Source organism: Wolbachia endosymbiont (group A) of Ischnus inquisitorius (assembly GCF_964026985.1).
GTDB lineage: Bacteria > Pseudomonadota > Alphaproteobacteria > Rickettsiales > Anaplasmataceae > Wolbachia > Wolbachia pipientis.
This window is the reverse complement of sequence record NZ_OZ034715.1, coordinates 1,264,410-1,291,204: the sequence shown is the minus strand read 5'-3', so window position 1 is coordinate 1,291,204 and position 26,795 is coordinate 1,264,410. Positions and strand designations below refer to the sequence as shown.

General features: G+C 36.1%; 23 protein-coding genes and 5 pseudogenes. 16 read left to right on the top strand and 12 right to left on the bottom strand.

Translation table 11 applies throughout. From position 1 onward, the window contains the following. Positions 1-4 precede the first annotated feature (4 nt). The 8 genes from AAGD90_RS06720 to AAGD90_RS06685 form a co-directional block, all read right to left on the bottom strand. On the bottom strand, positions 5-148 hold the full coding sequence (locus AAGD90_RS06720; RefSeq protein WP_022626389.1) for a Putative reverse transcriptase: 144 nt from the start codon (positions 146-148) through the stop codon (positions 5-7). A gap of 162 nt (positions 149-310) precedes the next feature. Beyond that, the gene (locus AAGD90_RS06715; RefSeq protein WP_238513961.1) at positions 311-547 is read right to left on the bottom strand and encodes a hypothetical protein; all 237 of its coding nucleotides are present in this window, start codon (positions 545-547) and stop codon (positions 311-313) included. 17 nt (positions 548-564) lie between these two features. After that, positions 565-693 carry a hypothetical protein gene (locus tag AAGD90_RS06710; protein ID WP_255317429.1) on the bottom strand — a complete coding sequence of 43 codons (129 nt, stop codon included), beginning with the start codon at positions 691-693 and terminating at the stop codon, positions 565-567. 33 nt (positions 694-726) lie between these two features. Beyond that, positions 727-930, bottom strand: a complete 204-nt coding sequence (locus AAGD90_RS06705; RefSeq protein ID WP_007549940.1) for an IS5 family transposase — start codon at positions 928-930, stop codon at positions 727-729. Between the two features lie 91 nt (positions 931-1,021). Next, a complete protein-coding gene (locus tag AAGD90_RS06700) occupies positions 1,022-2,188 on the bottom strand; it encodes an aspartate kinase (RefSeq protein ID WP_341821886.1) in 1,167 nt (388 codons plus the stop codon). A 92-nt stretch (positions 2,189-2,280) separates the two neighbouring features. Further along, a complete protein-coding gene (locus tag AAGD90_RS07275) occupies positions 2,281-2,481 on the bottom strand; it encodes a hypothetical protein (RefSeq protein ID WP_010962949.1) in 201 nt (66 codons plus the stop codon). A gap of 133 nt (positions 2,482-2,614) precedes the next feature. Further along, positions 2,615-4,081, bottom strand: coding sequence for a hypothetical protein (locus tag AAGD90_RS06690; protein WP_341821885.1), 1,467 nt, complete (start codon positions 4,079-4,081; stop codon positions 2,615-2,617). Between the two features lie 65 nt (positions 4,082-4,146). Beyond that, on the bottom strand, positions 4,147-4,269 hold the full coding sequence (locus AAGD90_RS06685; protein WP_341821884.1) for a hypothetical protein: 123 nt from the start codon (positions 4,267-4,269) through the stop codon (positions 4,147-4,149). A 155-nt stretch (positions 4,270-4,424) separates the two neighbouring features. On the opposite strand from AAGD90_RS06685, the gene AAGD90_RS06680 reads away from it, so the two are divergent. Next, positions 4,425-5,771, top strand: a complete 1,347-nt coding sequence (locus tag AAGD90_RS06680; protein ID WP_341821667.1) for an IS110 family transposase — start codon at positions 4,425-4,427, stop codon at positions 5,769-5,771. A 72-nt stretch (positions 5,772-5,843) separates the two neighbouring features. Next, positions 5,844-7,118: an APC family permease gene (locus tag AAGD90_RS06675; protein ID WP_010082345.1), complete on the top strand. Its 1,275-nt coding sequence runs from the start codon at positions 5,844-5,846 to the stop codon at positions 7,116-7,118. A 263-nt stretch (positions 7,119-7,381) separates the two neighbouring features. Here AAGD90_RS06675 and AAGD90_RS06670 read toward each other — a convergent pair. After that, positions 7,382-8,241 (bottom strand): IS630 family transposase gene (locus AAGD90_RS06670; RefSeq protein ID WP_156518142.1). Its coding sequence is split into 2 segments (ribosomal slippage): positions 7,382-7,917 and positions 7,917-8,241, totalling 861 coding nucleotides; the frame shifts between segments, so codons are not numbered across the junction. A gap of 236 nt (positions 8,242-8,477) precedes the next feature. Then, positions 8,478-9,512 carry an aspartate-semialdehyde dehydrogenase gene (locus tag AAGD90_RS06665; RefSeq protein ID WP_010962945.1) on the bottom strand — a complete coding sequence of 345 codons (1,035 nt, stop codon included), beginning with the start codon at positions 9,510-9,512 and terminating at the stop codon, positions 8,478-8,480. 140 nt (positions 9,513-9,652) lie between these two features. Between AAGD90_RS06665 and AAGD90_RS06660 the strand changes: the two genes are divergently transcribed. The 5 genes and pseudogenes from AAGD90_RS06660 to AAGD90_RS06640 all read left to right on the top strand — a co-directional run bounded on the left by AAGD90_RS06660 (position 9,653) and on the right by AAGD90_RS06640 (position 13,184). Next, positions 9,653-10,105 (top strand): hypothetical protein, encoded by a 453-nt coding sequence (locus tag AAGD90_RS06660; protein WP_015589289.1) that lies wholly within the window; start codon positions 9,653-9,655, stop codon positions 10,103-10,105. A gap of 424 nt (positions 10,106-10,529) precedes the next feature. Then, positions 10,530-10,914, top strand: a pseudogene (locus tag AAGD90_RS06655) (IS110 family transposase); the annotation flags it as partial. Between the two features lie 69 nt (positions 10,915-10,983). Then, on the top strand, positions 10,984-11,604 hold the full coding sequence (locus AAGD90_RS06650; RefSeq protein ID WP_341822198.1) for a transposase: 621 nt from the start codon (positions 10,984-10,986) through the stop codon (positions 11,602-11,604). Next, positions 11,526-12,580 (top strand): annotated as a pseudogene (locus tag AAGD90_RS06645) (IS481 family transposase). The gene AAGD90_RS06650 and the pseudogene AAGD90_RS06645 overlap by 79 nt, the downstream one beginning before the upstream one ends. 1 nt (position 12,581) lies before the next feature. Beyond that, entirely contained in the window at positions 12,582-13,184 is a 603-nt protein-coding gene (locus tag AAGD90_RS06640) for a transposase (protein WP_209472971.1), read from the top strand. Positions 13,185-13,309: 125 nt separating this feature from the next. On the opposite strand, the gene AAGD90_RS06635 is transcribed toward AAGD90_RS06640, so the two are convergent. After that, positions 13,310-16,108, bottom strand: coding sequence for a WPE palindromic element domain-containing protein (locus AAGD90_RS06635; RefSeq protein ID WP_341822197.1), 2,799 nt, complete (start codon positions 16,106-16,108; stop codon positions 13,310-13,312). Between the two features lie 99 nt (positions 16,109-16,207). Between AAGD90_RS06635 and AAGD90_RS06630 the strand changes: the two genes are divergently transcribed. The 7 genes and pseudogenes from AAGD90_RS06630 to AAGD90_RS06600 all read left to right on the top strand — a co-directional run bounded on the left by AAGD90_RS06630 (position 16,208) and on the right by AAGD90_RS06600 (position 25,196). Further along, positions 16,208-19,207 carry an AIR synthase-related protein gene (locus AAGD90_RS06630; protein WP_341821883.1) on the top strand — a complete coding sequence of 1,000 codons (3,000 nt, stop codon included), beginning with the start codon at positions 16,208-16,210 and terminating at the stop codon, positions 19,205-19,207. Between the two features lie 95 nt (positions 19,208-19,302). Beyond that, positions 19,303-19,815, top strand: a complete 513-nt coding sequence (locus AAGD90_RS06625) for a hypothetical protein (RefSeq protein ID WP_006279733.1) — start codon at positions 19,303-19,305, stop codon at positions 19,813-19,815. Positions 19,816-20,449: 634 nt separating this feature from the next. Further along, positions 20,450-23,245, top strand: a complete 2,796-nt coding sequence (uvrA, locus tag AAGD90_RS06620) for an excinuclease ABC subunit UvrA (RefSeq protein WP_341821882.1) — start codon at positions 20,450-20,452, stop codon at positions 23,243-23,245. Positions 23,246-23,272: 27 nt separating this feature from the next. Further along, complete coding sequence (locus tag AAGD90_RS06615; RefSeq protein ID WP_341820091.1) at positions 23,273-23,635, top strand: hypothetical protein; 363 nt, start codon at positions 23,273-23,275, stop codon at positions 23,633-23,635. Beyond that, on the top strand, positions 23,636-23,902 hold the full coding sequence (locus tag AAGD90_RS06610; protein WP_244663111.1) for a hypothetical protein: 267 nt from the start codon (positions 23,636-23,638) through the stop codon (positions 23,900-23,902). 121 nt (positions 23,903-24,023) lie between these two features. After that, positions 24,024-24,272 (top strand): annotated as a pseudogene (locus AAGD90_RS06605) (double zinc ribbon domain-containing protein); the annotation flags it as partial. A gap of 64 nt (positions 24,273-24,336) precedes the next feature. Continuing rightward, positions 24,337-25,196 (top strand): IS630 family transposase gene (locus AAGD90_RS06600; RefSeq protein ID WP_341821861.1). Its coding sequence is split into 2 segments (ribosomal slippage): positions 24,337-24,661 and positions 24,661-25,196, totalling 861 coding nucleotides; the frame shifts between segments, so codons are not numbered across the junction. An 85-nt stretch (positions 25,197-25,281) separates the two neighbouring features. On the opposite strand, the pseudogene AAGD90_RS06595 reads toward AAGD90_RS06600, so the two are convergent. After that, positions 25,282-25,554, bottom strand: a pseudogene (locus tag AAGD90_RS06595) (transposase); the annotation flags it as partial. A gap of 133 nt (positions 25,555-25,687) precedes the next feature. Here AAGD90_RS06595 and AAGD90_RS06590 point away from each other — a divergent pair. Both AAGD90_RS06590 and AAGD90_RS06585 read left to right on the top strand, forming a co-directional pair. Next, positions 25,688-26,509 (top strand): annotated as a pseudogene (locus AAGD90_RS06590) (IS982 family transposase). Positions 26,510-26,550: 41 nt separating this feature from the next. Beyond that, the gene (locus AAGD90_RS06585) at positions 26,551-26,790 is read left to right on the top strand and encodes a transposase (RefSeq protein WP_341821881.1); all 240 of its coding nucleotides are present in this window, start codon (positions 26,551-26,553) and stop codon (positions 26,788-26,790) included. The last annotated feature ends 5 nt before the right edge of the window (positions 26,791-26,795 follow it).

Genomic DNA, 26,795 nt, shown 5'->3' with positions numbered 1-26,795 from the left:
TACATTATGCCAATCTTTCTTCAATTGCTGCTCGCATAAATTCTGCCTGTCTTTTAGTTCTGCAGTGCACTATCGCATCATCCACATATCTTTCAAATGGTACTGTTGGGTGATTTTGTTTCATCCATATATCAAATGCATGGTGCATAAATATGTTTGAAATGATTGGGCTTATTGAACCTCCTTGCGGAACTCCTTTTTTCCCTAACTACCTTACTGCCATCTGCTTGCTGAATAGGGGATTTCATCCACCTTTCAACATACAGTATGACCCATTTGCAGTCTGTGTGCTTCTTGATAGCCTGCAGTGCTAAATTGTGGTCCAGATTGTCGAAAAATCCTGTAACATCAACAGCTTTCTTGGTAATCGTATCCTGTCTCCAATAAACAGCGGTTTTGCTATGTATCCTTGATCAGCAAAAAACTTACGTAAAGTTGGAGCCTTGTATTTAGCTTGAGTGAAAAGATTTAGAGCACCATCACGATCTTGAACACTTGCACTATGAACATCAGCCGCAATAATTAAGCCCACTGTATCTACAACAATATGACGTTTTCTACCCTTTATTTTTTTTTCAGCATCATATCCTCTGGATCCCCTTTTTGAGTGGTTTTTACTGATTGACTGTCAATTATTCCTACTGAAGGTGTTTCATTTTTACCAAACATTTTTCTTACCTCTTTTACTAGCATATTATGTACTTTTTCCAATTTGCCATTACTACGTCACCTGAGAAAATAGTCATACACCGTCTTCCATGGAGGAAAATCTTTCGGCAGCATTCTCCATTGACAACCACCTCTCATTATATACCTTATTGCATTAATAATTGTTCTGATATTGTGCTTTCTTGGCCTCCCTATCTTTCCTTGTGCAACATGTGGCTCCAAAATTTCCCATTCCTTATCACTTATATCACTTGGATACAATTTTCCCTCCTATTTTTTACTTACACTATCATATTTTTTTCCTCATTCCTTTTTAAGACATACTCTTAGACAACTGGACGTCAAGCCTATCCTAGTGCTGCATATCAAGCTCATACTCAGTATGTAAATCTTTGACTAAAGCTACAGCGCATTCTTTTTGAACAATTATACTGATTTTGATTTCAGATGTTGTGATAGCAAGTATTTCTATCTTTTTTTCGCTTAAAACCTTGAGTGTGCGGTGCATCACTTCAGTGTTAGACATAACACCAATACCAATTATTGAAATTTTAGCTACATTATCGTTTATAGCATAATTTTCATTCTTATTCAGTAACTTTTCCATTAAATCAATATCAAATTTGGAGATAACAAAACTTGACCCATGTATCATATCAATTTTAACGTTTGCTCCTGCTATATCTCTTAAAGTACGCAAGTTATTTGCAAGGTTAGTGAAAGTTACAAGAGCTTCATTAGTGCTATAAGTTATTCCAGTAATTAAGTATCTCTCTAGTACATCCCTTTTGTGTAGCACTGTGGTGCCTTCTACTTGCTTAAAAGTGGATAGCACTTGCACTTTAATGTTATGTTTCATTGCAAGTTGTACTGAACGATTATGCAGTATTTTAGCACCAGATGACGACATTTCCAACATTTCATCGTAAGAGATAAATTTGAGCTTGCGTGCCTTTGGAACAATTCTCGGGTCTGCTGTATATATTCCATCAATATCAGTAAAAATTTCGCAAGTTCTAACACCAAAGGCTACCGCGAAGGCAACTGCTGATATATCAGAGCCTCCTCTTCCAAAAGTAGTGATTCTATCATCATTTATACCCTGAAAACCAGCAATGATCGCAGCAGTATAACCCTCAGCAAAAGATCTTTTCACACGTTCAATCTTTATTGTTTTTATTTTAGACTCAGAATAAAAATCATCAGTTACAATTGGTAACTGCCAGGCAAGCCACGATTTAGCATTAACTCCGATCGATTGGAGAGTGATAGCTAATAGACCGCAAGAGATTTGTTCTCCTGCTGAAAGCATAACGTCATACTCTGATAACTCTTGTCTATAACTTAAATTTGAGATTTGCCTAGCCTGAAAAACCATTTGGTCAGTAAATCCTGCAACAGCAGATACAACAACGATTACATTACAACCTTTCTCAATATCGTTTTTTATCAAATTTGCAACTCGGTTTAAATCAGTTAGCGAAGTCCCACCAAATTTTTTTATGATTATTTTGTCCATAGTTACAATATAACTCTCTTCTGAAGAAAAATATAGTTTTTGTAGAGATAGCAGCTTGCAAGCCATTCAGAAAAGGGAAGACAAAGCTATAGCTAACGCGTCATACCACGATTCATTCCATAGCTGTACGAACATTCATTTTTGAAGGTAAATTGCACAGCAAATGGTGTCATCCCAGTGCCTAGACACTGGGATCCAGAAGACTTAATTTCAACCAAGTGGCTGCATAATAAAGGCTGGATTCCAGTTCCAAGCACTGGAATGACACCCTCCCTTGTGGAAATTGCTCTCAAATCACAATGTTCGTACAGCTATGGATTCATTCGCGGTATAGATTCCGCTAACTAGTAGCGGAATGACGAATTTGTTGTTTTAAAATTGTCAGTAAATCTAAGTCAGTTTAGCTATATAGCACGAACTAAACCACTAAGCAGCAGAAGACCTTGCATGACCTCCAAAAAATGTTTTTACTCTTTCAAGATAAGTAAGTGGTTCTGCAGGAATTTCTATCTCGTCTATCTTATAAGATATTGCTGCATCTATGACTTCATCTGTTATTAATTCTCTTAGCCTTTGTTTTATTTGCCCTCTCCGAATATGTTCTCCATAGTCGTTATAAAACTTTACATATAATTCCTTAAACACAAATTCTTTTATAGCATCTCTTGTATAAGAAATGCCATCCTTTACTTCATCACTCACGCTGCTCAAATCCACCCCAGAACTTGGTGAATACAAATTATCAAAATTTTCTTTCAAAACTTTTATTTTATGGTAGTGCTTATCCACATATTTCTCAAGAAATCTTTTAGTAGCATCACTAGCCAACTTTCCTATTGGCTGAGGCTCTAGTTGAGCTGCAAAATTATTTTCCGCTTTAAGACCACTTAATGCATAAATGATACGGTTGAGCATTCCAGGACCACATTGGCGATTACTTTCCTCAAAGCGAACCAGTAATATAGACTTCAATAATTCTATATCTGCATTTTGCTTTCTTGCCGCAATTAAAACTAAATTTATAGCCTGTGTCAATGTCAATCCGGTTTGTGAATCTGCCCAATTTACCCACTCCCCAGTTTCATAACCATCCAATCTTAGATAAGTTTCTATCATTCGTTTTTGCTGACTTGTTAAACCGCTTATATAACTTTTAAACTCTTCATCCAACTCATTTAACGGCGTACCATGTTCTTCCTTTAATTTTTTGGCACATTCAATAACGCTTTGCTGAAAACTTCTAGTATGAACGCTCTGACTACTAGTACCCACATCACTTACATTAAACAAAAAGCTTAGCTGCTTTACATTCAAACCCAAAGGTGAAAAGAGTTTTACTGATGGATATTTTATTAACTCAAGAAGTGCTACTGGAATTAGCAGTGCATAATTTAACAATAATAAACCAAAATTAAATATAAGAAACCCACGTAGAGCTGATACCTTTGATGCAATATACAAAAATGGAAGCTGTAGGTAATATATCAAGTGTATACTGAAGAATAAGATTTTGTCCTTTAATTTTATTGTTGGATCTTTATCAACCTCAAACAACATGCTATTGCTATCAATATTGTTGTTTTTAAAGGAGGTATAGTTGTTTATGATCTTCTCTTGCAAGGGAAGAAGCATTTTATTCAGGCAAATAAACGCAGCAATAACAATAAAACCTGTAGCCAAAAATGCTAGTGCAGGGCTAGAAGTGCTTGTAGATAAATAGGCATAAAGACCATCAACAATTAAGTTTTTGTATAATCTTTCAAAGGGACGAACTAGAATCGGGTCAAGGATATAGTTAACAAGAAGATTTAAATAATACACGAGAAACAAAAGTGCAATCAAAAATGCAATAATACTACAAACAACCAAAAATGCTTTTAATCTCGGATTCATAACCCCCTCTTAATAATCTGTTAATATAATCTATTTTAGGAATAAATTGAAAAAAATGCAAGTTTTTATGTTAAAAGCCCAGAACAGATAAAATCTGTAAAACCAAAAAGAAACTCCCTCTTTACTTTATGTTCTTTGGGTATAGTGTTATGAAGAAGCGCTTCTGCAGCTATAACCGAAACAATCAATGGTGCTATAAATGCCCGTTTGAAAGCATGGTTTTGGGGGAAATGGTAAAACCATTGATGGAGTTCTTTTTGGGCTACCTCGTTTAGAAGATTGTATAACCTAACCGTCCCAAGCTGAAGTGCTTCTTATCATAATAATATAGGAGGGATTTTATATGGCAGAAGCAAAAAGTAAATTAAAAACAATAAACCTTGATGCAGCAGGGATTGATATTGGCTCGACTGTACATTATGTATGTGTACCTGAAGGAAGAGATGAACAACGTATCCAAAAATTTGGGTGCTTTACAGTAGATCTACACAACTTAGCAAAGTGGTTAAAAAAGTGTCAGGTTAGAACTGTAGCCATGGAGTCAACTGGAGTATATTGGATTCCCTTATTTCAAATATTAGAATCACATAAATTTGAAGTAAAATTAGTAAATGCGCGACATGTCAAAAATGTGCCTGGTAGAAAGTCTGATGTTCAAGATTGTCAATGGCTGCAACAATTGCACAGCTATGGACTGCTTCAAGGATCATTTAGACCGGATAATCAAATGTGTGTACTGCGTAGTTACGTTAGACAACGTGCTAATCTAATTGAAAATGCAGCTAAACATACTCAACGTATGCAAAAAGCGCTAATTCAAATGAATATTCAATTACACAAGGTTATTAGTCATATTACTGGGATAACTGGTATGAAAATCATTGAAGCTATAATTGAAGGCGAAAGAGATCCTGAGAAATTGGCTAAATTCAGGGATGCACGAATAAAAAATGATCAGTCTACTATAGCAAAAGCGTTAGCTGGTGATTATAGAGAGGAACACTTGTTTGTGCTAAAACAAGAATATGCAGCATATACTTTTTTTCAAGAGCAAATAACGGGATGTGATAAAAGTATAGAAAATTACTATAAAACATTTGAAACAAAGTCGAATGAGAACAGGGCATTGAATAAGACACGAAAGAGAAAACAGAAGAATAGTCCAGATTTTGCCGTAGATGAAGATTTATATCGAATAACGGGGATGGATTTTACTAGAGTTCCAGGACTTGATGTATTAAGTATACAGGCTGTCATTTCAGAAACAGGTATAAATCACAATAAATGGAGGACAGAAAAGCATTTTTCTTCCTGGCTCGGATTAAGTCCTGCTAATAAAATTACAGGAGGGAAAATTATTGGAACAAGAACTCGTAAAGTTGTTAATCGTGCTGCAACTGCCTTGCGACTTGCTGCTCATTGTGTATCAAGAAGCAACACTGCACTTGGTGCATACTGCAGGAGGTTAAAGAAGCGACTAGGGATACCAAAAGCGATCACTGCTACAGCAAGGAAATTAGCATGTATTTTTTATAATATGCTAAAATATGGACAAGAATATGTAGAAAAAGGAATGAACTATTATGAAACACTCTACAAAGAGAGAGTAGTCAAAAATTTGACTAAAAAAGCAAAGGAATTTGGTTATATACTAATGAAAGAGGAGCCGATAGATGAAGAAGGTTCTTAGGAGTTTCTTAGAAGATCAATTGAAATTTCTGAGTTTAGGGTATATTGTTAATCTATTTAGATAAGAATTATTGTGTCAAATAAAATAGGTTTTTGGGCTATTTTTGCCTTAGTGATTAGCAGCCAAATTGGCTCTGGAATTTTTATGCTTCCAATTAGCCTTGCTCCATATGGCATGTATAGCCTTATAAGCTGGATAATATCAGGGCTTGGTGCTATATCTCTTGCTTTAGTTTTTGCCTCACTCTGCGCAAAATTTCCGGAAACGGGTGGCCCTCACGTCTATGTAAAGCATGCTTTTGGCCCTGCTGCAGCTTTTTTTGTTGGTTGGACGTATTGGGTGATCTCATGGGTTAGCACAACAGCCGTAATAGTTGTGGGTGTTGGTTATCTTACACCATTTTTCCATGAAGATATTCAAAACGTACATCTGTTTTTAGAGATGTTATTACTTACAATTATTACACTAATAAATTTTAGAGGAGTAGCTACTGCTGGACGTGTTGAGTTTTTATTGACGGTGATAAAAATTTCTGTATTGCTTGTAATACCTATAGCAGCATTGTTTTTTTTTGATAGAAATAACTTCATCATAAGTGAAGAAATATCAAATCTTACAACATCGCAGATTCTTGCCCGTTCTACACTTATTACTCTATGGGGTTTTATTGGAGTTGAATTGGCAACAGCACCTGCAGGGTCAGTTGATAATCCAGCTAGAACAATACCAAGAGCTGTGGTACTTGGAACAATCTCTGTTGCTGTTGTGTATTTTATCAACAATCTTGCAATTATGGGATTAATAAATGGCAATGATTTAGCAAGTTCAAGAGCACCATATGTTGACGCAATAAAAATTATGGCCTCTGGCAATTGGCACTTGATTATTTCTATAACTGCGTTCATTTTTTGTGTTGGTACTTTAAACGCTTGGGTACTAGCTAGTGGACAAGTGGCCCTTGGCCTTGCAAAAGATAAACTGATGCCACAGTTTTTTGCTCAAAGAAACAAGCACGGTTCTCCTTTCTGGGGCATAACAACTAGCTCAGTTGGAACTGCAACTTTACTAATCCTCACTTCAAGCAACAATTTTGCTAAGCAGATCACATCAATTATCGACTTTTCTGTAGTTTCATTTTTATTTGTTTACCTTGCATGCAGTCTTGCTTTTCTCAAAGTTATTGTGCAAGAAAAGAGTTGTTACAAATTTTTAATTGGCAGTATAGCAACAACCTTTTGCTGCTGGGTAATATTTGAAACTTCTGTGAATACCTTGCTGATCGCAAGCTTATTCACTGCAAGTGGCGTACCTCTTTATTTATTTTGGTATCGCAGAGTTTCTGTATAGCAAATGTTATGTATCTGTTCAGCAGAGTGGCAAAATAAGGTAGACGAGAAAAGACAACTATAGGAAGAAATGGGTGTCATGCCAGTGCGTGACACTGGCATCCAGTTCTTTCGCGCAGTTCCATCAAAAACGTTGTAAAGGATTAATCGCTTTCGTGTTTACCAACTTAGTGCCCAATCTGGATCCCAGATACTGTCTCTGCTGTCAAACAAATTATCCAACAAAATTACAATTATAGCATTTCTCATAATAGTCCGAATAGGTCATAGGAAGGCAGAATCAACAGCACGACGAAAGGATTCGAATAGAGGAATGTTTTTCCTGGCTCTGTTTTTTATAGCAAACCAATGATGCTCAATTTTGTTAAAATCTGGAGAATAAGGCGGCAGATACAAAATTTCTGCACCGACTCCTTTAGCGAGCTTGATAAGCTTATCAGACTTATGAAAAGTAGCATTATCAAGAATGACAGTTTGTCCAGGTTCTAAGATCGGTGCCAAAAATTGCTCAAACCATCCATTAAAAATATCCATATTACAGTGGCCTTCAAATGTTAATGGAGCAACTATCTTTCTTCTACTTAAGGCTGCAACCATGCTGATTCGTTGAGTTTTTTTTCCAGATTTTAGGGCATAAAATCGCTGTCCTTTCTGGCAATACCCATATGGATAGTCCTCCGTGTTATCAATCCCAGACTCATCTATATACACTAAGTTTTCTGGTTCTTTTGTTGCTATAATTTTTAAGAATTCAGCACGTTTTTCTTCGTTCCTTTCCTTGTATCCATATGTCTTTTTTTGCGCGTAAATCCAATTTTTCTGAGAGCTCGGTGGATCGTTTGGATACTAACGTTGCCCCAAAGTTTAGCCATTTCCGACAGAGTTTTTCTACCGTGTTTTTTAGCAAATTCGATAAACTTATTCCAGTCGATAATTTTCTGATTGTAACCTCCATTACCGAGTTTTTTTGACTGAAAGTCGCCTGTTTCTTTTTTTCTTTGCTGCCACTCCCACAAAGTAGTTCGTCCAATTTTAAATCTTGCTGCCACTGCTTCTCTGCTTTCCCCTTCGTCTAGTGCTTCCATTGCTTTTTTTCTTAAATCATAACTATATGCTGCCGGCATCCAACCTCCTTATCGCCATCTATCCTTAATCTTATCATATCCGGACTTCTGTGGAAAGAGCTATACTATTCTTAAATTTGATCAGATTGATTGCAAAAAAAACAAGATTTTCAATAAGTTGCTTATAATCCTAATTATAGTTAGCCTTTCATAAGTAGCGATGCAACAAAGCCATTCCAGCGTCACGCGCTGCCATGTGATATACAATTTCCTTCGAATTACAACGTACGTGCGCTCTATATGCACTTGATTGACAAATGCTCTCTTATCAAAATCTCAAGAATCTGCACTATATTTAATGCTGCGCCTTTGCGCAGGTTGTCAGCCACTATCCACATATTTAATCCGTGCTCAACAGTATTGTCTCTTCTAATACGCGATACATATACAGCATTCTCCTGTACAACATCAATTTGAGTTATGTATTCACTATCTTCACGCCTGTTGTACACTAAAACTCCACTATCTTCGGCTTCACTTAGCACTTCACGAGCTTGTTCTTCAGTGATATGTTGATCAAATTCCACATTTACTGCCATAGCGTGACCGATAAAGACGGGTACCCTTACACAAGTTGCAGTAACTTTTATATCTTCCTCTAAAATTTTTTTTGTCTCCTCTTGCATTTTCCATTCCTCTTCTGTAGAGCCATTTTCCATGAATTCTCCTACATGGGGAATGCAATTGAATGCTATTTGCTTAGAGAATATCTTGGGTTTTTTAGCTTCGTTCATAAAGATTTTTTTTGTCTGGTCATAGAGCTCATCCATTGCTGCTTTGCCTGCACCAGAAGTTGATTGATAAGTTGAAGCAACGATTCTCTTTATTTTTGCTTTTTGGTGTAATAGATGTAGTACTAGCAGCATCTGTATTGTAGTACAGTTTGGATTGGATATTATGTTGTGGTTTTTATATTCCATAATTTTTTCTTTATTAATCTCTGGAATAATGAGTGGCACACCCTCTTTCATTCTAAAATGGGAACTGTTATCTATCACGATGCATCCAGCCTGTGTTGCAATTGGTACATACTCTTCAGAAACATGAGATCCAGCACAGAAAATGGCTACATTAGTTCCAACGAAGTCATAATCCTCAAGGCATAAAACTGTTAACTCTTTGTCACCAAAGCTCACCTTCTTCCCTTCTGATTTTTTCGATGCAAGTGCAATAACGCAATCTATCGCCTCATCTTGAAATTCAGCAAGCGTGCTTAATACCTCACGCCCTACTCTTCCGGTTGCTCCAATAACAGCAATTTTGTATCTCATATAGATGAACCTCTAATTTTAAAGTTCTATTATATTTTTACTGACAAAATTTACAATTGTTTTAATATTTTTACCTTGCAATTAATTGTAATTTAGCTATTATTATGCAATATTAGTAATATTACATAATGAAATGAAAGATGAGTAAGGAATACGATGAAACTAAGGTTAAACCTGCAATGTCTACACCTCAAGGGCCTGAAGGAACCAATGGATCAAAGGCCCAAAGTGTTCTTTCGAATAAAAGAAAGCCTACAATAAATTTTGATGATAAAAAGTATGGTGTAAAAACCTCTAAAATAGACCAACAGTCTCTAAACAAAAGACAAGAATCTTCAAAGCTAAGAGATCTCTTAAGGTCAATACCAATAATAAGGAGATTTTTAGCAAGGATTTTCACACCTGAAAAAATAGAAATCATCAGTAACCCTATATATGACAACATGGAAGCATATAAAAAATCGCAGGAAGATTACCCTAGTAAGATAAAAGATGAAACTAGTATAGATGATGAACACACAAAAGAAGTAGATAGTAAACTTGAGAAGGGTAATGTTGAACAAGTGGACAACAAGAAAAGTCGTAGTTCATAAATATCAATCATTTAAAAATTATCTCTAGTTATAGCTCTTTTTACAATAATCCGAACAGACCGTAATATGCTACTGGCCTGCTATAGCCATAAACACATATCTTATCGCATTCGGACTATTATAAGAAAGGCTATATAACATTGTATCTGTTCAGATGCATGGCTCATGTACAAATATTGAAACAAAAATTCCAGTGCTCCTTTCTCGTCATCCCAGTGCGTGACACTTGTATCTTTATGATGTGAGGCATTAGAGCTAAAATACCTCACAGGGAGGGTGAAGCTGATGCGACACTAATGCCATTAAGCCAGATTTTGCTTCCCTCCCATAGAGTTAAAGACTGAACAGTATCTTTTGGAATTATATCCCGTATTACAAGGTTAGTCTAAACTCTCAGTTTATTTATAGTCTTGGAGGCAATTTTATGCAAGTAAATGCTATTTTGGGTGTGGATATTTCAAAAAAGAAATTTGATGTTTGTTTGTTAGTGGACAGTAAAAAACGACACAAAGTCTTTCAAAATAATCAAGATGGTTTTGCAAAACTTGTAGTTTGGTGCAATGGCCATGGAGCAAATCTTACTCATTTATGTCTTGAAGCAACTAGTTGGTATGGAGAAGATTTGGCTACTTTTATGCACGATTTAGGACATAATGTCAGTATAGTAAACCCAGAAAGCTTTTGGCAAAAGTGAGCTGCTCAGAAATAAGACAGATAAATCAGATGCAGCTATGATAGCTAGATTTTGTATCGCCAACAAACCTGCTCTTTGGAAGCCCATTGCACCTGAAATGAGGCATTTGAGGGAGCTTTACCGTTGCATGCAATCGCTAAAAGATGATAAGGTGCAACAGACAAATCGCTTGGAAAACAAAAATATGCATTCCAGTTGCAAAGAAGCTATATCTAAAGTAATTTTGGCAATAGAGGAGCAAATTATTGTTCTCGAAAAAGAAATTAATGAGCATATAAATAACTATCCACATCTAAAAAATATGGTGGAAAACCTTAAGACTATAAAAGGTATAGGATATCTTACTGCTGTTGCTGTTGTCGCAGAAATGCCATCAGTTGATAACTTTGACAATGCTAAACAATTTACAGCTTTTGCTGGTCTAAATCCAGGACATTATCAATCGGGATCGTCAGTAAGTAAGAGAAGTTGCATATGCAAAATAGGATCTGAGCGTATTCGAAAAGCTCTTTATATGCCAGCTATAGTAGTCAAAAACCATAATAATCATTTTCAAAAGTTTTGTCAGCGTCTAGCAAGTAAAGGCAAATGTCCAAAAGTCATAGTTCTTGCGTTAATGCGAAAATTAATGCATGTCTTTTTTGGTATTCTTAAAAATAATCAACCATTTAGATGTATGGTCCCAGAGAGTGATGGTATACTATCATCATCATTTAAGGAGTCATTATGGGACAGATATTACATGGGTGCGCCAAAACAACACAGACGATTCGTAGAGCAATACAAAATAGAAAAGAGAGCATAGCAAAACTCTCCAAGCATTATAACCTTAATCCAAAAACTATTATTAAGTGGAGAAAACGTTCATTTACGAAAGATGCTGATATGGGTCCAAAGCATCCAAGATCAACTGTTTTAACGCTAGAAGAGGAAGCTATAATAGTTACATTTCGCAAGTATACACTACTGCCACTAGATGATTGCCTTTACGCTCTGCAGTCTACAATTCCGCATTTGACTCGCTCTAGCTTGCATCGTTGTTTACAAAGACACAACATTAGCAGATTACCAACTGTTGATGGAGAAGTTAAGTCAAAAAAGAAATTCAAACAATATCCTATCGGTTACTTTCATATTGATATTGCTGAAGTTAGAACTGAGGAGGGCAAATTACATTTGTTTGTTGCTATTGATAGGACATCCAAATTTACCTATGTTGAGTTGTGTAACAGTGCTACAAAACCCATAGCTGCTGAGTTCTTACGTAATTTGATTAGAATTTTACCGTATAAAATCCATACTATTTTGACAGATAACGGTATACAATTTATAGCCTTTCTTATAATAGTCCGAATGCGATAAGATATGTGTTTATGGCTATAGCAGGCCAGTAGCATATTACGGTCTGTTCGGATTATTGTAAAAAGAGCTATACAAACCAGAAGCGTCATAAGTATGCTTTCCAACATATATTTGATAGAGTTTGCGAAGAGAATGTTATTGAACATCGTTTGACAAAAGTTAGCCATCCTTGGACGAATGGGCAAGTCGAGCGTATGAATAAAACTTTAAAGGATGCTACAGTTAAGAAGTATTACTATCAATCGCACCAGCAACTTAAAGAACACCTTTATAACTTTGTTATGGCTTATAATTATGCAAAGAGACTCAAAACTCTTAAGGGTCTTACTCCTTATGAATTTATATGTTATCAGTGGACACAGTCTCCAGAATTATTTATACTAAATCCACACCATCACACTCTGGGACCATACATCTAATATGGAAGATATCGAAATTGCTATAGACAGTACAGGAATTAGTATATACAACAACACTCCTGGTCACAGCAAGGAAAATAGCACTGACAGAAAATATCGTGGCTATGAGCAAACGAGAAAATTGCACGTAATGTTGAATATAAACAACAAAAAAGCCATAGCTGTAAAATACAGTAACGGTGTCTACTCTGATCACTATGGAGCTTGTGATTTGCTAAAAGAAGTTGATTTTCAGCATGCCATAAAAGCACTATATGCAGATAGAGCATGTGATAGGCACAAGTTTTATAAGTTGTGTAACGAATATGATATAAAGACAAAAATTCCACCAATAAACAATGCGGCAGAACATCCAGAAATAGATTATATGTCTGACAGGAATGCTGCTATTAGGTTAATAAAATTATACGGTGAAGATGGCATGAAAGAATGGAAAAAAGAAGTAAATTATGGGAAAAGATCTTATATTGAAGGGTTTTTCTCAAGATTAAAGCAAATATTCGGATTTAGTTTTAGGAATAAATCTGAGATAAATCGAGAAAAAGAACTAAATGCTATTTGCTTAATAAATTCACTGATATTGGTATGGCTAAATTTGAGATAGTTACATGAATTTACCATAAATCACCATCTCATAAAGTGTGATGCAACAAAGCCATCCCAGTGTCTGGGCACTGGGATGACACCCTTTTGGATGGAAACCAGTGTCAGGTACTCGGATGACACCATTTACAACCACTCTCCTACCCTTTCTAGCTGTTTATAGCTGTTAAATCTCAGGAATTTATCAAAATATGGAGAGGCAATAAAGGGTGTGGAATTACTTAAATAGTTAGATAAAAAACCAGGCAGATCATTTTTTAATTCTTGCATTTTGTATCTATAATTTTGTATAGAAATAACTTTTATTTTATCATAATCAAGTTTCCAATAAGCAAGTTCTGAGACTTCTCTTTTTGTTATATGTTCTACCGCTAAGGCTTGTAAAATTAATTGCGGAAAAAATCCCGACATTACTTCTTCATTGGAAGGTGGTGTACCAAGCTTATAGTCTATAATTGCCACTTGCCCACTTGGTAGATACTCAACTCTATCACATCTTGCTATCAGTGAAATTTCTTGTGGCTTATTTGTCATCCAAGCAGTTTCATACTGATCACAAGAACCAGTGTCACGCGCTGGAATATGAAATATCGGACAGGAAAAGTTCTTTTCCAACTCAACATAATTGCTTCGAGTTTCATCAAATTCGACAAAAGATTGAATTATCCTTTGCAGTCTTACCCACCACATATTTGAAAAATTAAACTGACTAGTCGAGAATGCTTTTCGTGCAATGCTCATTGGCGATTTTTTGTTGCGTAAATATCTTGCAAGAATGTTGTGTACCATAGTGCCAAATTCCAATATCGATGGCTTGAAATTCAAGTCTCTTAATTGTTTAAGACCCAGTATATATTCAACGTAAAATGAATAAGGATTACGAATTAGCTTTTCTATTGCACTGCAAGACATCACCTGCATTTTTTCTTTTCTAACTTCGGTTTGAGGTTTTGGCATAGGCTGAGTACATGGAACAGTACATTCAGGCGTATTTAATATCCTTAGCCAATCACGATACGGCTGCTTCCCCTCCTTGAGTAGAATTTCCAAACGCTGCAATAGAATTGGCTTTCTATGGCTTAGCGATCTTGTAATATAAACCTTACTTGCACAAAACAAATTGTGTAAAGTATAAAAAAAATACCCCTGCTCTTCTTGCACAGAAGGAAGATTAAATTTTTCTCTCGTAAGTGCATTCAAAAGCGGACTTTGAAAGCTTGGCGCTTCATTAAATCCAGCAAGTATTACAACTTTGTTGTGATATAAGCTGAATTTATTCAAGTCACTTGCTACAAAGAAAAACTCTTTCTCTAAAAATAAGGTCAGAATTTGGCTATATAACTCTAAGGAGCATTTAATTCCTACACCCTCACATGCATTTGAGAAATTACAGGTAAAATTACCTATTTCACTATTTAGCTCTGAAAAATTTATACCAGATAATATATTAATACACTGCAAATGAGTTGCTACCACATCGAAAATAGAGCAATTTATAGAACGAAGTAAAGGATTAAATATAACCTCTAACTTACTGATAATAAGTAATATATCTTCTTTGTATTTTAGCTTTTTATGGGCATTGATAGCATTTATAATATCGCTCAGACCATTTGTACTAAAGTTGCGTAATATCTCTATTTCAAATTCAGATAAAATCCGAGTGTACTCTTCTTGAGTGTAACCAAAAGTCACTAGCCTATGTTTAAGGAGCGAAAGTAATGACACACTGCTCCAATTTGAGGTCAAAACTTCGATACTATAAAGCAGAAGCGTTATATAAGGGTAATTTTCCGGTATGGCACTGTGTTGCCTTGATAAACATGCTATACGAGCTGCAAGTAATTTATCAAAGACGACCAAAGAAATGTTTTCATAACCTTCATTTTCTATAATTAATGATGTCACTTGTGCTTCTTCCTCTCTGGAATCACAAGTGATGACTTCAATATTGCCAACATGTCCACTACTAACTTTGCTTAGATCGGCAGTTGTATCAAAGACGTAATCTAGATATTCCTCAGGACTTCCTGTTATCCCAGCCCTTTCTTCTGTCATCCAAGTAGCTGACACTGGGATCCAGTTTTCATTATACAGCCACCTGGTGCGCTCATTTAAAGTTAAGTTTTCTGGATCCCAGTGTCTGGGCACTGGAGAACACGCTTCTGGCAGAAAACTAACATCCCTTCTATCCACTTTTAAATAATCGAGCAGATCTTTCAGGCAATATTGATAATGTTTTTTATCAAGCGATTTCCAGTCTTTCTCTTTAATTTTCAAATTCAAGTTAGGCAAAATTATTTTTCCAAATGGCAGATCATATATAGCCCTAATTAACGACTTATCCTTTCCAATTCCAACAAAGATTATATATTGGTCTTTTTGTAAAGAGATTATCATATTGTTTATGTAATCACTCTTATGTTTTAATATATCTACTACTTCTAAATCTTTTAAAGTTTTACTCCAAGTCTCAGTGAGTAAGCTTATGAAATTCTCTATTTTTTTTGAATGTTCATCAAATTGATAACAATCCGTTGTTTGGGTAGATTGAATTTTATCAAGCAGTGATGGCAGGCTATAAGCTAAATCAATTGGAAAATTATCATTATTTTTTCTATTCCACTCCAATATGAATTGAATGAGTAGCAGTGTCCTTTTTGTTGGCTTGATAACTTTAACCCTATCAAGATTTAATATTAAATCTTCCTCATCAATATTCTCTAGCGAAACTATCTCTGGCAAAATTATGCATTTTTTAGCGTTATGATTCTTGAATGCACTCAGCAGCGCTATCACATCCCTCTTGCAAGGAAGTATGATTTTTACTTCAGGAATTTTTTCTCTTTCATATTCAGAAAATATGTGCTGAACCAGCACATCAAAAAGAGATTCATCCACATTAACGGTAAAAACTCTTCCCACTAACAGTAACAATTAATACAATATTTTATTGTATAGAAATTATTCAAAATATAAACGTGCTTGTATGCTATTATATATTAAAATTTTTTATAACATTACATGGCAAACATTAGAATAGAAGTTTTAAATAAATGCGAGCAAATTGGCCGCAGATGGTTAGTCAACGTTTACTCGATTTACATACGCAAAGGATTACCATCCAAATTATATGAAGAAATTTGCGGGCTATTTTATAATAAAGTCATACAAGACTGCCGTTATTATTCCTACAATGAAAACCTTGAAGAAGTTCCGTATGATTTCATAGAACCACAAGCAAAGTGGGGCTTGGAAATAAGCTTCTTACCTGGCATGACCGATAATGTAGGCAACACAGTGAAACAAATTGTTAGAGAATATTTAATAAACAAGAACTACATTGATGAAAATGTTTATATCAAAGCAAGAAGTTCAAAATTGATTCTAAGTCAAGGGAATTTGCCAACTGAAGATGATATAAAGCAAGAATTCAACCCTATCACTGAGTATTGCACACTTATCTGTAAGAACTATAGCTGGAAATATTATGGTAAATCGAATACCCCACCTGGTGTCATCCCAGTGCCCAGACACTGGAATCCAGAAAACTTCAAGCAATTGTATAATGAAAACTGGATTCCAGTGTCAAGCACTGGAATGACAGGAAAGGGTATTGGGATGACAAGAGAGGGCACTGAGATGACAGAGGGTAGTACTAAACCTGTTAACCTAAATGTGAGTGACCAAGAGCTTGAAAAAATTAGTAGAGATGGAATCGATGGCAATGGCACTTTAGGTCTCTCCCTTGCAGCAATGAAGGATATAAAGGATTACTTCAAAAAACTCGGTAGAAATCCATATGATATTGAACTTGAATCTCTGGCACAGACTTGGTCTGAACATTGTAAGCACAATATCTTTTGCTCTCCTATTGATGAAATAAAAGATGGCCTATATGCACATTATATCAAGCGTGCAACGCGTGAGATAAATTCTGACATATGTGTGTCAGTTTTCTCTGACAACGCAGGAGGAATAATTTTTGATGACGATTACTTGATTGTAGATAAAGTTGAAACCCACAATAGCCCTTCAGCTCTTGATCCATTTGGTGGAGCAATGACTGGGGTACTTGGAGTAAATCGTGATATAGTTGGTTTCGGGAAAGGCGCGGAGCCTATAATGAATACCTATTACTTTTGCTTTGCCAAAGAAGCAAAAGGCAAATTTTATAGGGATAAAGAGCGCACTGATGAGATCTTACCGCCAAAATATATAATGAAAAAAGTGATCCATGGTGTTAATGTTGCTGGTAATTGCTCTGGTATTCCAACACAACTTGGATCGGTATATTTTGACGATAGATTTTGTGGCAAGCCGTTAGTTTTTGTTGGCAGTGTCGGAATTATTCCGCGCAACATAAATAACGCACCTTCACACATTAAAGGACCAAAAAATGGCGATAAAATCGTAATTATTGGTGGAAGAGTTGGAAGGGATGGAATTCACGGTGCAACTTTTTCTTCAGAGGCATTGTCGGGAAACAGCCCTTCAACAATTGTGCAAATTGGTGACCCTATAACACAAAAAAAATTATCCAACGCCGTCGTAGAAGCAAGAGATCTTGGTCTTTATAATGCAATAACGGATAATGGAGCAGGCGGTCTATCATCGTCCATCGGTGAAATGGGGAAGGACGGATTCGAAGTTGATTTGAGCAAGGTTCTCCTTAGAAACGATGGTATGGCTCCGTGGGAAATATGGATATCAGAATCACAAGAGAGAATGACCTTAGCAGTGCCAGAAGAAAATCTTCCTATGTTTAAGCAAATCATGAAAAAACATGATGTGGAGGTTTGTGTGATTGGAGAGTTTAATGAGAGTGGTAAAGCTGTTGTTAAATGTCCTGAAGGGACAGTAATAATGGATATGGAAACCGAGTTTCTGCATGACGGTAATCCTAAAGTGCATTTACAGACAAAGCCGTGGACTGGAGGGTGGATTCAAGCGTCAGCTACTTGCATAACATCAAGCCAAGAAGTCGAACTAAAAGAAATGCTGAGCAGACCAAACATACGCAGTAAAGAGTTCATAGTGGTGCAATATGACCATGAGGTTCAAGGGTCGTCAGTGCTGAAACCACTGCAGGGCAAGGGAAGAGTGTGCAGTGAAGCTATTGTTTCAAGACCAATCCTTTCTTCAAATAAAGGTGTTGTAAAATCGCAAGGATTTGGCTCAAGTTATGGAGAAATTGACACCTACCACATGGCAGCATGTGCAATTGACACCGCGATACGCAACTATGTAGCCGCAGGAGGAAATATAAATCATCTAGCGTTGCTCGACAATTTTTGTTGGTGTGATGCTTATAATCCAGAAAGGTTGTGGCAACTAAAGAGAGCTGCAGAGGCTTGTTACGACTTTGCAACTGCATTTAAAACACCATTCATATCCGGAAAAGATAGTATGTTTAACGACTTTAAGGGATATGATGAAAATGGCGAGAAAGTGATGATATCTGCACCACCTTCATTACTCATTTCAGCAATTGGAATTATAGAAAATATTGAAAATGCGGTATCGCTTGATGTGAAAATGCCGGGAGACTTGATATATGTACTTGGAGAAACACTTGATGAACTTGGTAGATCTGAATATCAATTATACAGTGGAATAGGTAATAACAACGTACCAAAAGTTGATGCAAAGAGCGCTAGGAAGTTGTATGAGCGTTACAACCAAGCAATAAAAGATGGCATAATTGCCTCTGCAATTGCACCAAACTTGGGCGGATTAATTATTGCTCTGGCAAAATCGTTAATTGCAGGAGATCTCGGTGCTGAAATCGATCTTTCACTAGTGCCAATAGGAGAAACACAAAATACAGACATAATAAACAAAATAATAATGTTTTCTGAATCGCAAAGTAGAATTTTGGTTACTATTGCACCACAAAATCAGAAGAGGTTTGAAGAATTGTTTGAAGGTGCAGTTTATTCATGTATTGGCAAAGTAACAGAGAAAAAGGTGCTAAACATAAAGGATGTTTTAAAAGTAGATCTGAAAGATGTGGCATGCTAATATAAAATATTTTTCTTATTATGCTAAATAACTCTTTTACTATATGTAATGTTTATTTAGAATGAATGTATGTTATTAATTTTGGGTAGGTAATTATGTCTATTTTATCGATACTCCTGTTTATCAGTCTTTCTTTACTCAACACTTCAAATAAATTGATGATATGTGCTGCCTTATTTGTGGGAGCTGCTTTAGTTGTAAATTCAATGGTTGAATTTTATGGCAGAAGCAAAGCTACGTACAACTTAATAGTGTGTACAGCGCTATGTTGTGTTTTTAAATGGCAAAGTTTTAATTTGATGATATTGATTTCATATACTGCAATTTTAGTATCTCTTCTCTCAAGCATAATTATTTTTGAAAAATTGAAGTCCAAGTTGAATTTTCATATGGCAAATTTCATTACTTTAATTATAGCATCAGTGGTTGATAGTGCCGTTGTATGTGTTGGATTACTATACAAATTTTCTGCAGGTAAATGCTTATCAATATACATTAGAGATTTAATTTTTAAGTTTTCTTATGTGTCAGTATTGAGCATCTGCTTGTTTGTAGGAATGTATTTATTTTGCTTGGCGAACAAGAAGTATTTTAAGATTTCCACATAACCTGTTTTCTGATATAGCTAAACTGACTTTGGGTCCTGGGGGTGTATTTGGTGGTCCTAATACGTAACAACAGTTTAGAATTTATAGGTAGCCTAAACCCACAACTGTACAAACACTATGATTTTAGCCTATCAGGGGGGTGTCATTCCAGTGCCCAGACACTGGAATCCAGAAAAAAGAATGGTGTCATCCCAGTGCTTGACACATAGCTGTACGAACATTCATTTTTGAAGGTAAATTGCACAGCAAATGGTGTCATTCCAGTCTGGAATCCAGAAATTTTGCTTATAACTGAGCTGATGAGCTAAAGGTAGTTGTCTTACGCTAAAACAAACGTTTTTAATTAAGTTGCATAGAACCAGTGTCTGGGCACTGGCCCACTGGTGGGAATTGCTCCTAAACTACAACGTTCGTACAGCTATGTGCTTGACACTGGGATGACATCATAGGGGCACTGGCCTACTTAACCGTCATACCGTCGCGGTATCTCAGCCGCTAACAAGTAGCGGAATGACGATTTATCAAACGCTGCTTAATTTTCCGTAACAGTTGAAAAAATCAATAGAAAATCAATATATCACTATAAATTCACGTATTTTGAGGCTATAATGGTTAATACGCTATATGGTATAATATGGACGATTTTATCAGAGTTAAGGGCGCAAGGGAACATAATCTGCAAGGTGTAGACGTCAATATACCGAAAAATAAGCTAGTTGTTATAACTGGGCTAAGTGGTTCTGGCAAGTCTAGCCTTGCATTTGATACGATTTATGCAGAAGGCCAACGCCGGTACGTTGAAAGCCTGTCAGCTTACGCGCGTCAATTTCTCAACATTCAGGATAAACCAGATGTTGAGTCGATTACAGGTCTCTCTCCTGCAATATCTATCAACCAGAAATCGATCTCAAAAAATCCAAGGTCAACAGTTGGAACTGTTACCGAAATTTACGATTACTTGCGCTTAGTATATGCACGAATAGGAGTTCCTTATTCACCTGCAACTGGATTACCAATAACAAAACAAACGGTGTCTCAAATTGTAGATACTATAATTGCGTTACCTTTAGAAACTAAGATATATATACTTGCCCCTGTTGTGCGTGGTAGAAAGGGAGAACATCTTAAAGAGATATTGGAAATTAAAAGACAAGGTTACGTAAGGTTCAAAATAGATGGTGAAGTGTACAATGTAGATGACTTGCCTAAACTCGATAAGAACAAGAAACACGACATTTTTGTGGTTGCAGATAGAATATCAATATTGGGCGATATAGGAAATCGACTGCCAAGTAGTATAGAATCCGCACTAAAACTTGGTAATGGTCTAATGTATGTAGAAATAGTAAACCTACCTGACAACCATAATTCCGAGTATAAAAATGGTCAAATTCTGACTTTTTCAGAGAATTTTGCATGCCCCGAGTCTGGTTTCACTCTTGAGGAAATAGAACCAAGATTATTTTCTTTTAACAGCCCTTACGGTGCATGTGGTTCGTGTAATGGGCTTGGTAAAAAGCTGGCTATTGATGTGAAGCTGATAGTGCCAGATGAAACTCTTTCAATATCTGAAGGCGCTTTAAAGCCAGTGGGATCAATGTTCCGTCAAGTGCACACAGGTTATGGATTTTTAAAAAGTGCAATTCTATCACTGGCTGAAAATTGTAAATTTAGCCTTGATGTTCCGTGGAAGAACATAGATCAAGAAGTAAAAGATATGATGCTCTTTGGCTTCGGTAAATTTCAAGGTTTGGTCAGTATCTTAGAAAACCAGATGGATTATGATGAAACGCTTGTTGAGCGATATTGCTCTGTTACTCACTGCAGAGAATGCACTGGCTATAGATTGAGAAAAGAAGCGCTTACAGTAAAAATTGATAGCAAACATATAGGTGAAATATCAGGGCTTAGTATCGATGAATCCCTTAAGTGGTTTGAAAATTTGCCAGACAAGCTCACAGAACAACAGAAGCAAATCTCAAATAAAATACTAAGTGAAATAATCAAGAGGCTAACATTTTTAAAGAATGTAGGGTTGAATTACCTAACGCTTGATCGAGAATCTAGCACTCTCTCTGGCGGCGAGAGTCAGAGGATCAGACTTGCTTCGCAAATTGGCTCAGGATTAACGGGGGTTTTATATGTTCTTGATGAACCCTCGATTGGCCTTCATCAATGTGATAATGATCGGTTAATTGCCACACTAAAAAACTTAAGAGACATGGGTAACACTGTAATCGTTGTTGAGCATGATGAAGATACAATAATGGCTGCTGATTATGCGATTGATATTGGTCCTGGAGCTGGCGTAAATGGTGGAAAAGTTGTTGCAGAAGGAACACCAGACCAGGTGCAAAGAAATTCGGGGAGCATAACAGGGCAATATTTGAGTGGAGAGAAAAAAATTTTAATTCCAAGGAGAAGAAAGCAAGCAACTCAGTTCATAAAAGTAATAAATGCATGTGAAAATAACTTAAAAAATGTGAACGTTAAATTTCCTATAGGGAATCTTATTTGTGTTACTGGAATATCAGGAGGGGGAAAATCAAGTTTAGTCATAGAAACGTTATATAAATATTCAGCACATAAGATACATCATTCGTCTGCAAGGTATGGTCAGTGTGATAGAATAGAAGGCCTTGAATATATAGATAAAGTTATAGAAGTTGATCAGTCGCCAATTGGTAGAACTCCTGCGTCAAATCCAGCAACATATGTTGGTATGTTCACTCATATAAGAAATTGGTTTGCAGGTCTTTCGGAGTCAAAAGCAAGGGGATATAATATAGGCCGGTTTTCATTTAATACCAGAGGGGGAAGGTGTGAGGCTTGTAAAGGTGATGGGCACTTAAAGATAGAGATGCATTTTCTACCGGACGTTTATGTGAAGTGTGAGCAATGTAAAGGGCGAAGGTATAATCGGGAAACATTGGAAGTTACTTATAAAGAAAAATCAATCTCTGATGTCCTTGATATGACGATAGATCAAGCTTGTGATTTTTTTGAAAACCTTCCAATGGTAAAAGAAAAGTTGATTTCTTTGCAGGAAGTGGGGCTTGGCTATATAAAACTCGGACAGTCGTCAACAACGTTGTCTGGGGGTGAAGCACAACGAATAAAGCTGTCCAAGGAGCTATCAAAACGATTTACCGGAAGAACATTGTATATTCTTGATGAGCCAACAACTGGATTACACTTTGAAGATATAAATAACTTACTAAAAATACTCCATAGATTAGTCGATCTGGGAAACACTGTTATAGTTATCGAGCACAATTTGCACGTTATAAAAACTGCAGATTATATAATAGACATCGGACCAGAGGGCGGAATAAAAGGCGGAGAAGTGATTGCTACTGGAACTCCAGAAGAAGTGGTAAAAATTCCAGAAAGTGTTACAGGCAGGTATCTTAAAACGTATTTATTATAAACTATTTCTTAATTATATTAGGCTAGGTTGCATATTTATGATTTGGAGATAAGAATGTCAGTATATCGATACTTTAGAAGGTACGTTGAATATGGAGTTGTACCTGCTAAGAAAGCAGAAGATAACACACTAGTTCCAGAAAATAGTTTCTATAAATCTGTACGTTACGTTGATAATGTGCTAGGACCTGTGAAAGATGTAATTTGTGGAGTTGAGAGTAAAGACAATTATAACAAGTATTATCAAGATAATGATAAATGTGAATACGTGGGCCACAGAGCAGAGGGAGTGTATTCATTGTGTACACTGGGTGCTGTTTTAGCAGCCAACATAATATTGCAACCTTTATTTTTGATAGTGGCATGTTTGTCATACTTTCCAGTCAAGTGATTGTCAAAAATAACAGGGGACTATTGTTTAAAAGCAAGTACAAAGTCATTAGTTGATCATTCAAATGCATTTTTAAGTGCTGGGCAAGATTGTGCTAATGCAGTAGCTAGAGTATTTAACAAGATTGTAAGTTATGCTTGCGCTGCTATCGTTTGGGCTGCCGCGTCAATCATAACGCCACTTGTGTGGGCTTGTGACAAAGTGCAAAGTAAGTTGAGTGAAATACAGGAACCAGAAAAATATCAGCGTTTATCTACTGAGTTATAAGTTCTGCTTTTTCAGCAGTGGCTTAGTTTGAACTATATTGAGATGAAATAAAAAGTGAAAGAGTGTAAGCACAAGTTACTTTAGCTATACTATATAAATTTTATAATATATTTAATGAATTGTGAACCTTCTCTTACTAAACAAAGCTACAAATCTCATATTTCCAAACGTATGCGTAAGTTGCGAGTGTATCATTGATGAAAATCTTAATCTGTGTAGTGAATGTAACAAAAAAATCAATTTTCTAACTAAGCATTACTGCAATGTTTGTGGCGTAGTAATCTTAGACAATATTTATACGTGTGGTAAGTGCATCATCAATCCTCCACCGTTTAAAGTATTAAGATCAGTTTTTGCTTATGATCAACATATAGCTCTTTCCACAGAAGTCCGGATATGATAAGATTAAGGATAGATGGCGATAAGGAGGTTGGATGCCGGCAGCATATAGTTATGATTTAAGAAAAAAAGCAATGGAAGCACTAGACGAAGGGGAAAGCAGAGAAGCAGTGGCAGCAAGATTTAAAATTGGACGAACTACTTTGTGGGAGTGGCAGCAAAGAAAAAAAGAAACAGGCGACTTTCAGTCAAAAAAACTCAGTAATGGAGGTTACAATCAGAAAATTATCGACTGGAATAAGTTTATCGAATTTGCTAAAAAACACGGTAGAAAAACTCTGTCGGAAATGGCTAAACTTTGGGGCAACGTTAGTATCCAAACGATCCACCGAGCTCTCAGAAAAATTGGATTTACGCGCAAAAAAAGACATATGGATACAAGGAAAGGAACGAAGAAAAACGTGCTGAATTCTTAAAAATTATAGCAACAAAAGAACCAGAAAACTTAGTGTATATAGATGAGTCTGGGATTGATAACACGGAGGACTATCCATATGGGTATTGCCAGAAAGGACAGCGATTTTATGCCCTAAAATCTGGAAAAAAAACTCAACGAATCAGCATGGTTGCAGCCTTAAGTAGAAGAAAGATAGTTGCTCCATTAACATTTGAAGGCCACTGTAATATGGATATTTTTAATGGATGGTTTGAGCAATTTTTGGCACCGATCTTAGAACCTGGACAAACTGTCATTCTTGATAATGCTACTTTTCATAAGTCTGATAAGCTTATCAAGCTCGCTAAAGGAGTCGGTGCAGAAATTTTGTATCTGCCGCCTTATTCTCCAGATTTTAACAAAATTGAGCATCATTGGTTTGCTATAAAAAACAGAGCCAGGAAAAACATTCCTCTATTCGAATCCTTTCGTCGTGCTGTTGATTCTGCCTTCCTATGACCTATTCGGACTATTATGAGAAATGCTATATTTTCAGGTACCGGTGGTCAATATGACATTTTTAAAATAAAGATTTAGAACCTGTTTAAAATCTTCTCAATAGAAGAGAAATGAAGGAAAGAACGACCATTTGTAGGCTAGTGTTAAGTTTTCGCTCGCAATTTTTCCACAATCGTCTGCATTTTTCTAACCAAGCGAAAGATCGCTCTACAACCCATCTTTGTGGCAATACAGCAAAGGAATGTAATTCACTTCGTTTTATTACTTCTACAGTTGCTCCAATAATCGTTTTTATTTGAGTTGCAAAATTTTCTCCTGTATAACCTGCATCGACCAGTATATTTTTAACTTCCGAGAGGTTTTCTTTTGCGCTTTCAACCATTCTCACAGCACTGCTAACCCCAGTTGTAAATTAGAAAAAATAGAAAAGGTAAGGAAATAGGGTAAACTCCGAGGTATTTGATATTCATTCCTAAAATAGGAGGTTACCAATGAAAGAAAAAGTAACAGAAATCTTTTGTATAGTCGATGATTTTTGCAATACAGTCGATGAAAATTTTGCAGAAAAACTTCTACCAAGTGGCAAAAAACCAACCAGGACGCCAGAGATTACGCATTCAGAGATTTTTACCATAATATTGCTATATCAAGTGCGACAATTTTAAAATTTTCTATGTGCATTATTTGAAATTATTATACGAATCAGCGTTTCCAAAATTGCCATCCTATAGTAGGTTTATCAGGTTAAAATCGCGGGTTTTATGGTATTTAGCGCTCTTAATGCAATGGTTTTGCGAACAGTCAAAAGTGACAGGGATTTCGTACATAGATGCAACATCTATCGCTGTTTGCCATCCAAAAAGGACCTCGAGAAACAAAGTTTTCAAAGGGTTGGCAAAGATTGGAAAGACTACTTATGGGTGGTTTTTCGGTACATCTAGTAATCAATGAAACTGGCGAAATTCAAGGGGTTACGGTGATAAAAGGCAACGTTGATACCTGTGCCAAATTTAACTAAGAAATTGACTGGATTATTGTTTGGAGATAAAGGATATATCAAAAAAGATCTTTTTCACGAATTATTCGATAGAGGGTTAAAGCTTGTAACCAGTATAAAAAAGGGTATGAAAAACTCATTAATGGCGCTAAATGAGAAGATTTTGTTAAGAAAAAGATCGATTATTGAGACAGTTTTTGGCTCTCTGAAAAACAAATTTGAGATTGAGCATACTCGCCATAGATCACCGATAAATTTTTTGGTACACATTTTTTCTACGCTTGTTTCATATTCCATGCAGCCGCTGCATTTCTAAGCTTTACTTCGTTGGCTAATCCGCAACTGGGGTATATAGGGTTGACACCAAGGCAATATTCTTCTGGAGAAGTTGATCGGCATGGCAGCATATCAAAGATGGGACCAGCGGAATGTAGAAGTATGTTGTATGAAGCTGCACAAACAATGCTTACAGTTACCAAGAGGACATTTAGAGGTTGTCCGGAAACTAGTAAATTCAAAAACTGGGGTTGCGAAGAAAAAAGGAATGAAAAAAGCAATTGTAGCAGTAGCAAGAAAATTAGCTGTAATTATGCATAGGATGT

What these genes read in the sequence shown, in the direction of transcription:
- AAGD90_RS06720 (WP_022626389.1), bottom strand. Translation starts at nt 148, where the DNA reads ATGCACCATGCATTTGATATATGGATGAAACAAAATCACCCAACAGTA.
- AAGD90_RS06710 (WP_255317429.1), bottom strand. Translation starts at nt 693, where the DNA reads ATGCTAGTAAAAGAGGTAAGAAAAATGTTTGGTAAAAATGAAACACCT.
- AAGD90_RS06700 (WP_341821886.1), bottom strand. Translation starts at nt 2,188, where the DNA reads ATGGACAAAATAATCATAAAAAAATTTGGTGGGACTTCGCTAACTGAT.
- AAGD90_RS06690 (WP_341821885.1), bottom strand. Translation starts at nt 4,081, where the DNA reads ATGAATCCGAGATTAAAAGCATTTTTGGTTGTTTGTAGTATTATTGCA.
- AAGD90_RS06680 (WP_341821667.1), top strand. Translation starts at nt 4,425, where the DNA reads ATGGCAGAAGCAAAAAGTAAATTAAAAACAATAAACCTTGATGCAGCA.
- AAGD90_RS06665 (WP_010962945.1), bottom strand. Translation starts at nt 9,512, where the DNA reads ATGAGATACAAAATTGCTGTTATTGGAGCAACCGGAAGAGTAGGGCGT.
- AAGD90_RS06660 (WP_015589289.1), top strand. Translation starts at nt 9,653, where the DNA reads ATGAGTAAGGAATACGATGAAACTAAGGTTAAACCTGCAATGTCTACA.
- AAGD90_RS06650 (WP_341822198.1), top strand. Translation starts at nt 10,984, where the DNA reads ATGCATTCCAGTTGCAAAGAAGCTATATCTAAAGTAATTTTGGCAATA.
- AAGD90_RS06640 (WP_209472971.1), top strand. Translation starts at nt 12,582, where the DNA reads ATGGAAGATATCGAAATTGCTATAGACAGTACAGGAATTAGTATATAC.
- AAGD90_RS06630 (WP_341821883.1), top strand. Translation starts at nt 16,208, where the DNA reads ATGGCAAACATTAGAATAGAAGTTTTAAATAAATGCGAGCAAATTGGC.
- AAGD90_RS06625 (WP_006279733.1), top strand. Translation starts at nt 19,303, where the DNA reads ATGTCTATTTTATCGATACTCCTGTTTATCAGTCTTTCTTTACTCAAC.
- uvrA (WP_341821882.1), top strand. Translation starts at nt 20,450, where the DNA reads ATGGACGATTTTATCAGAGTTAAGGGCGCAAGGGAACATAATCTGCAA.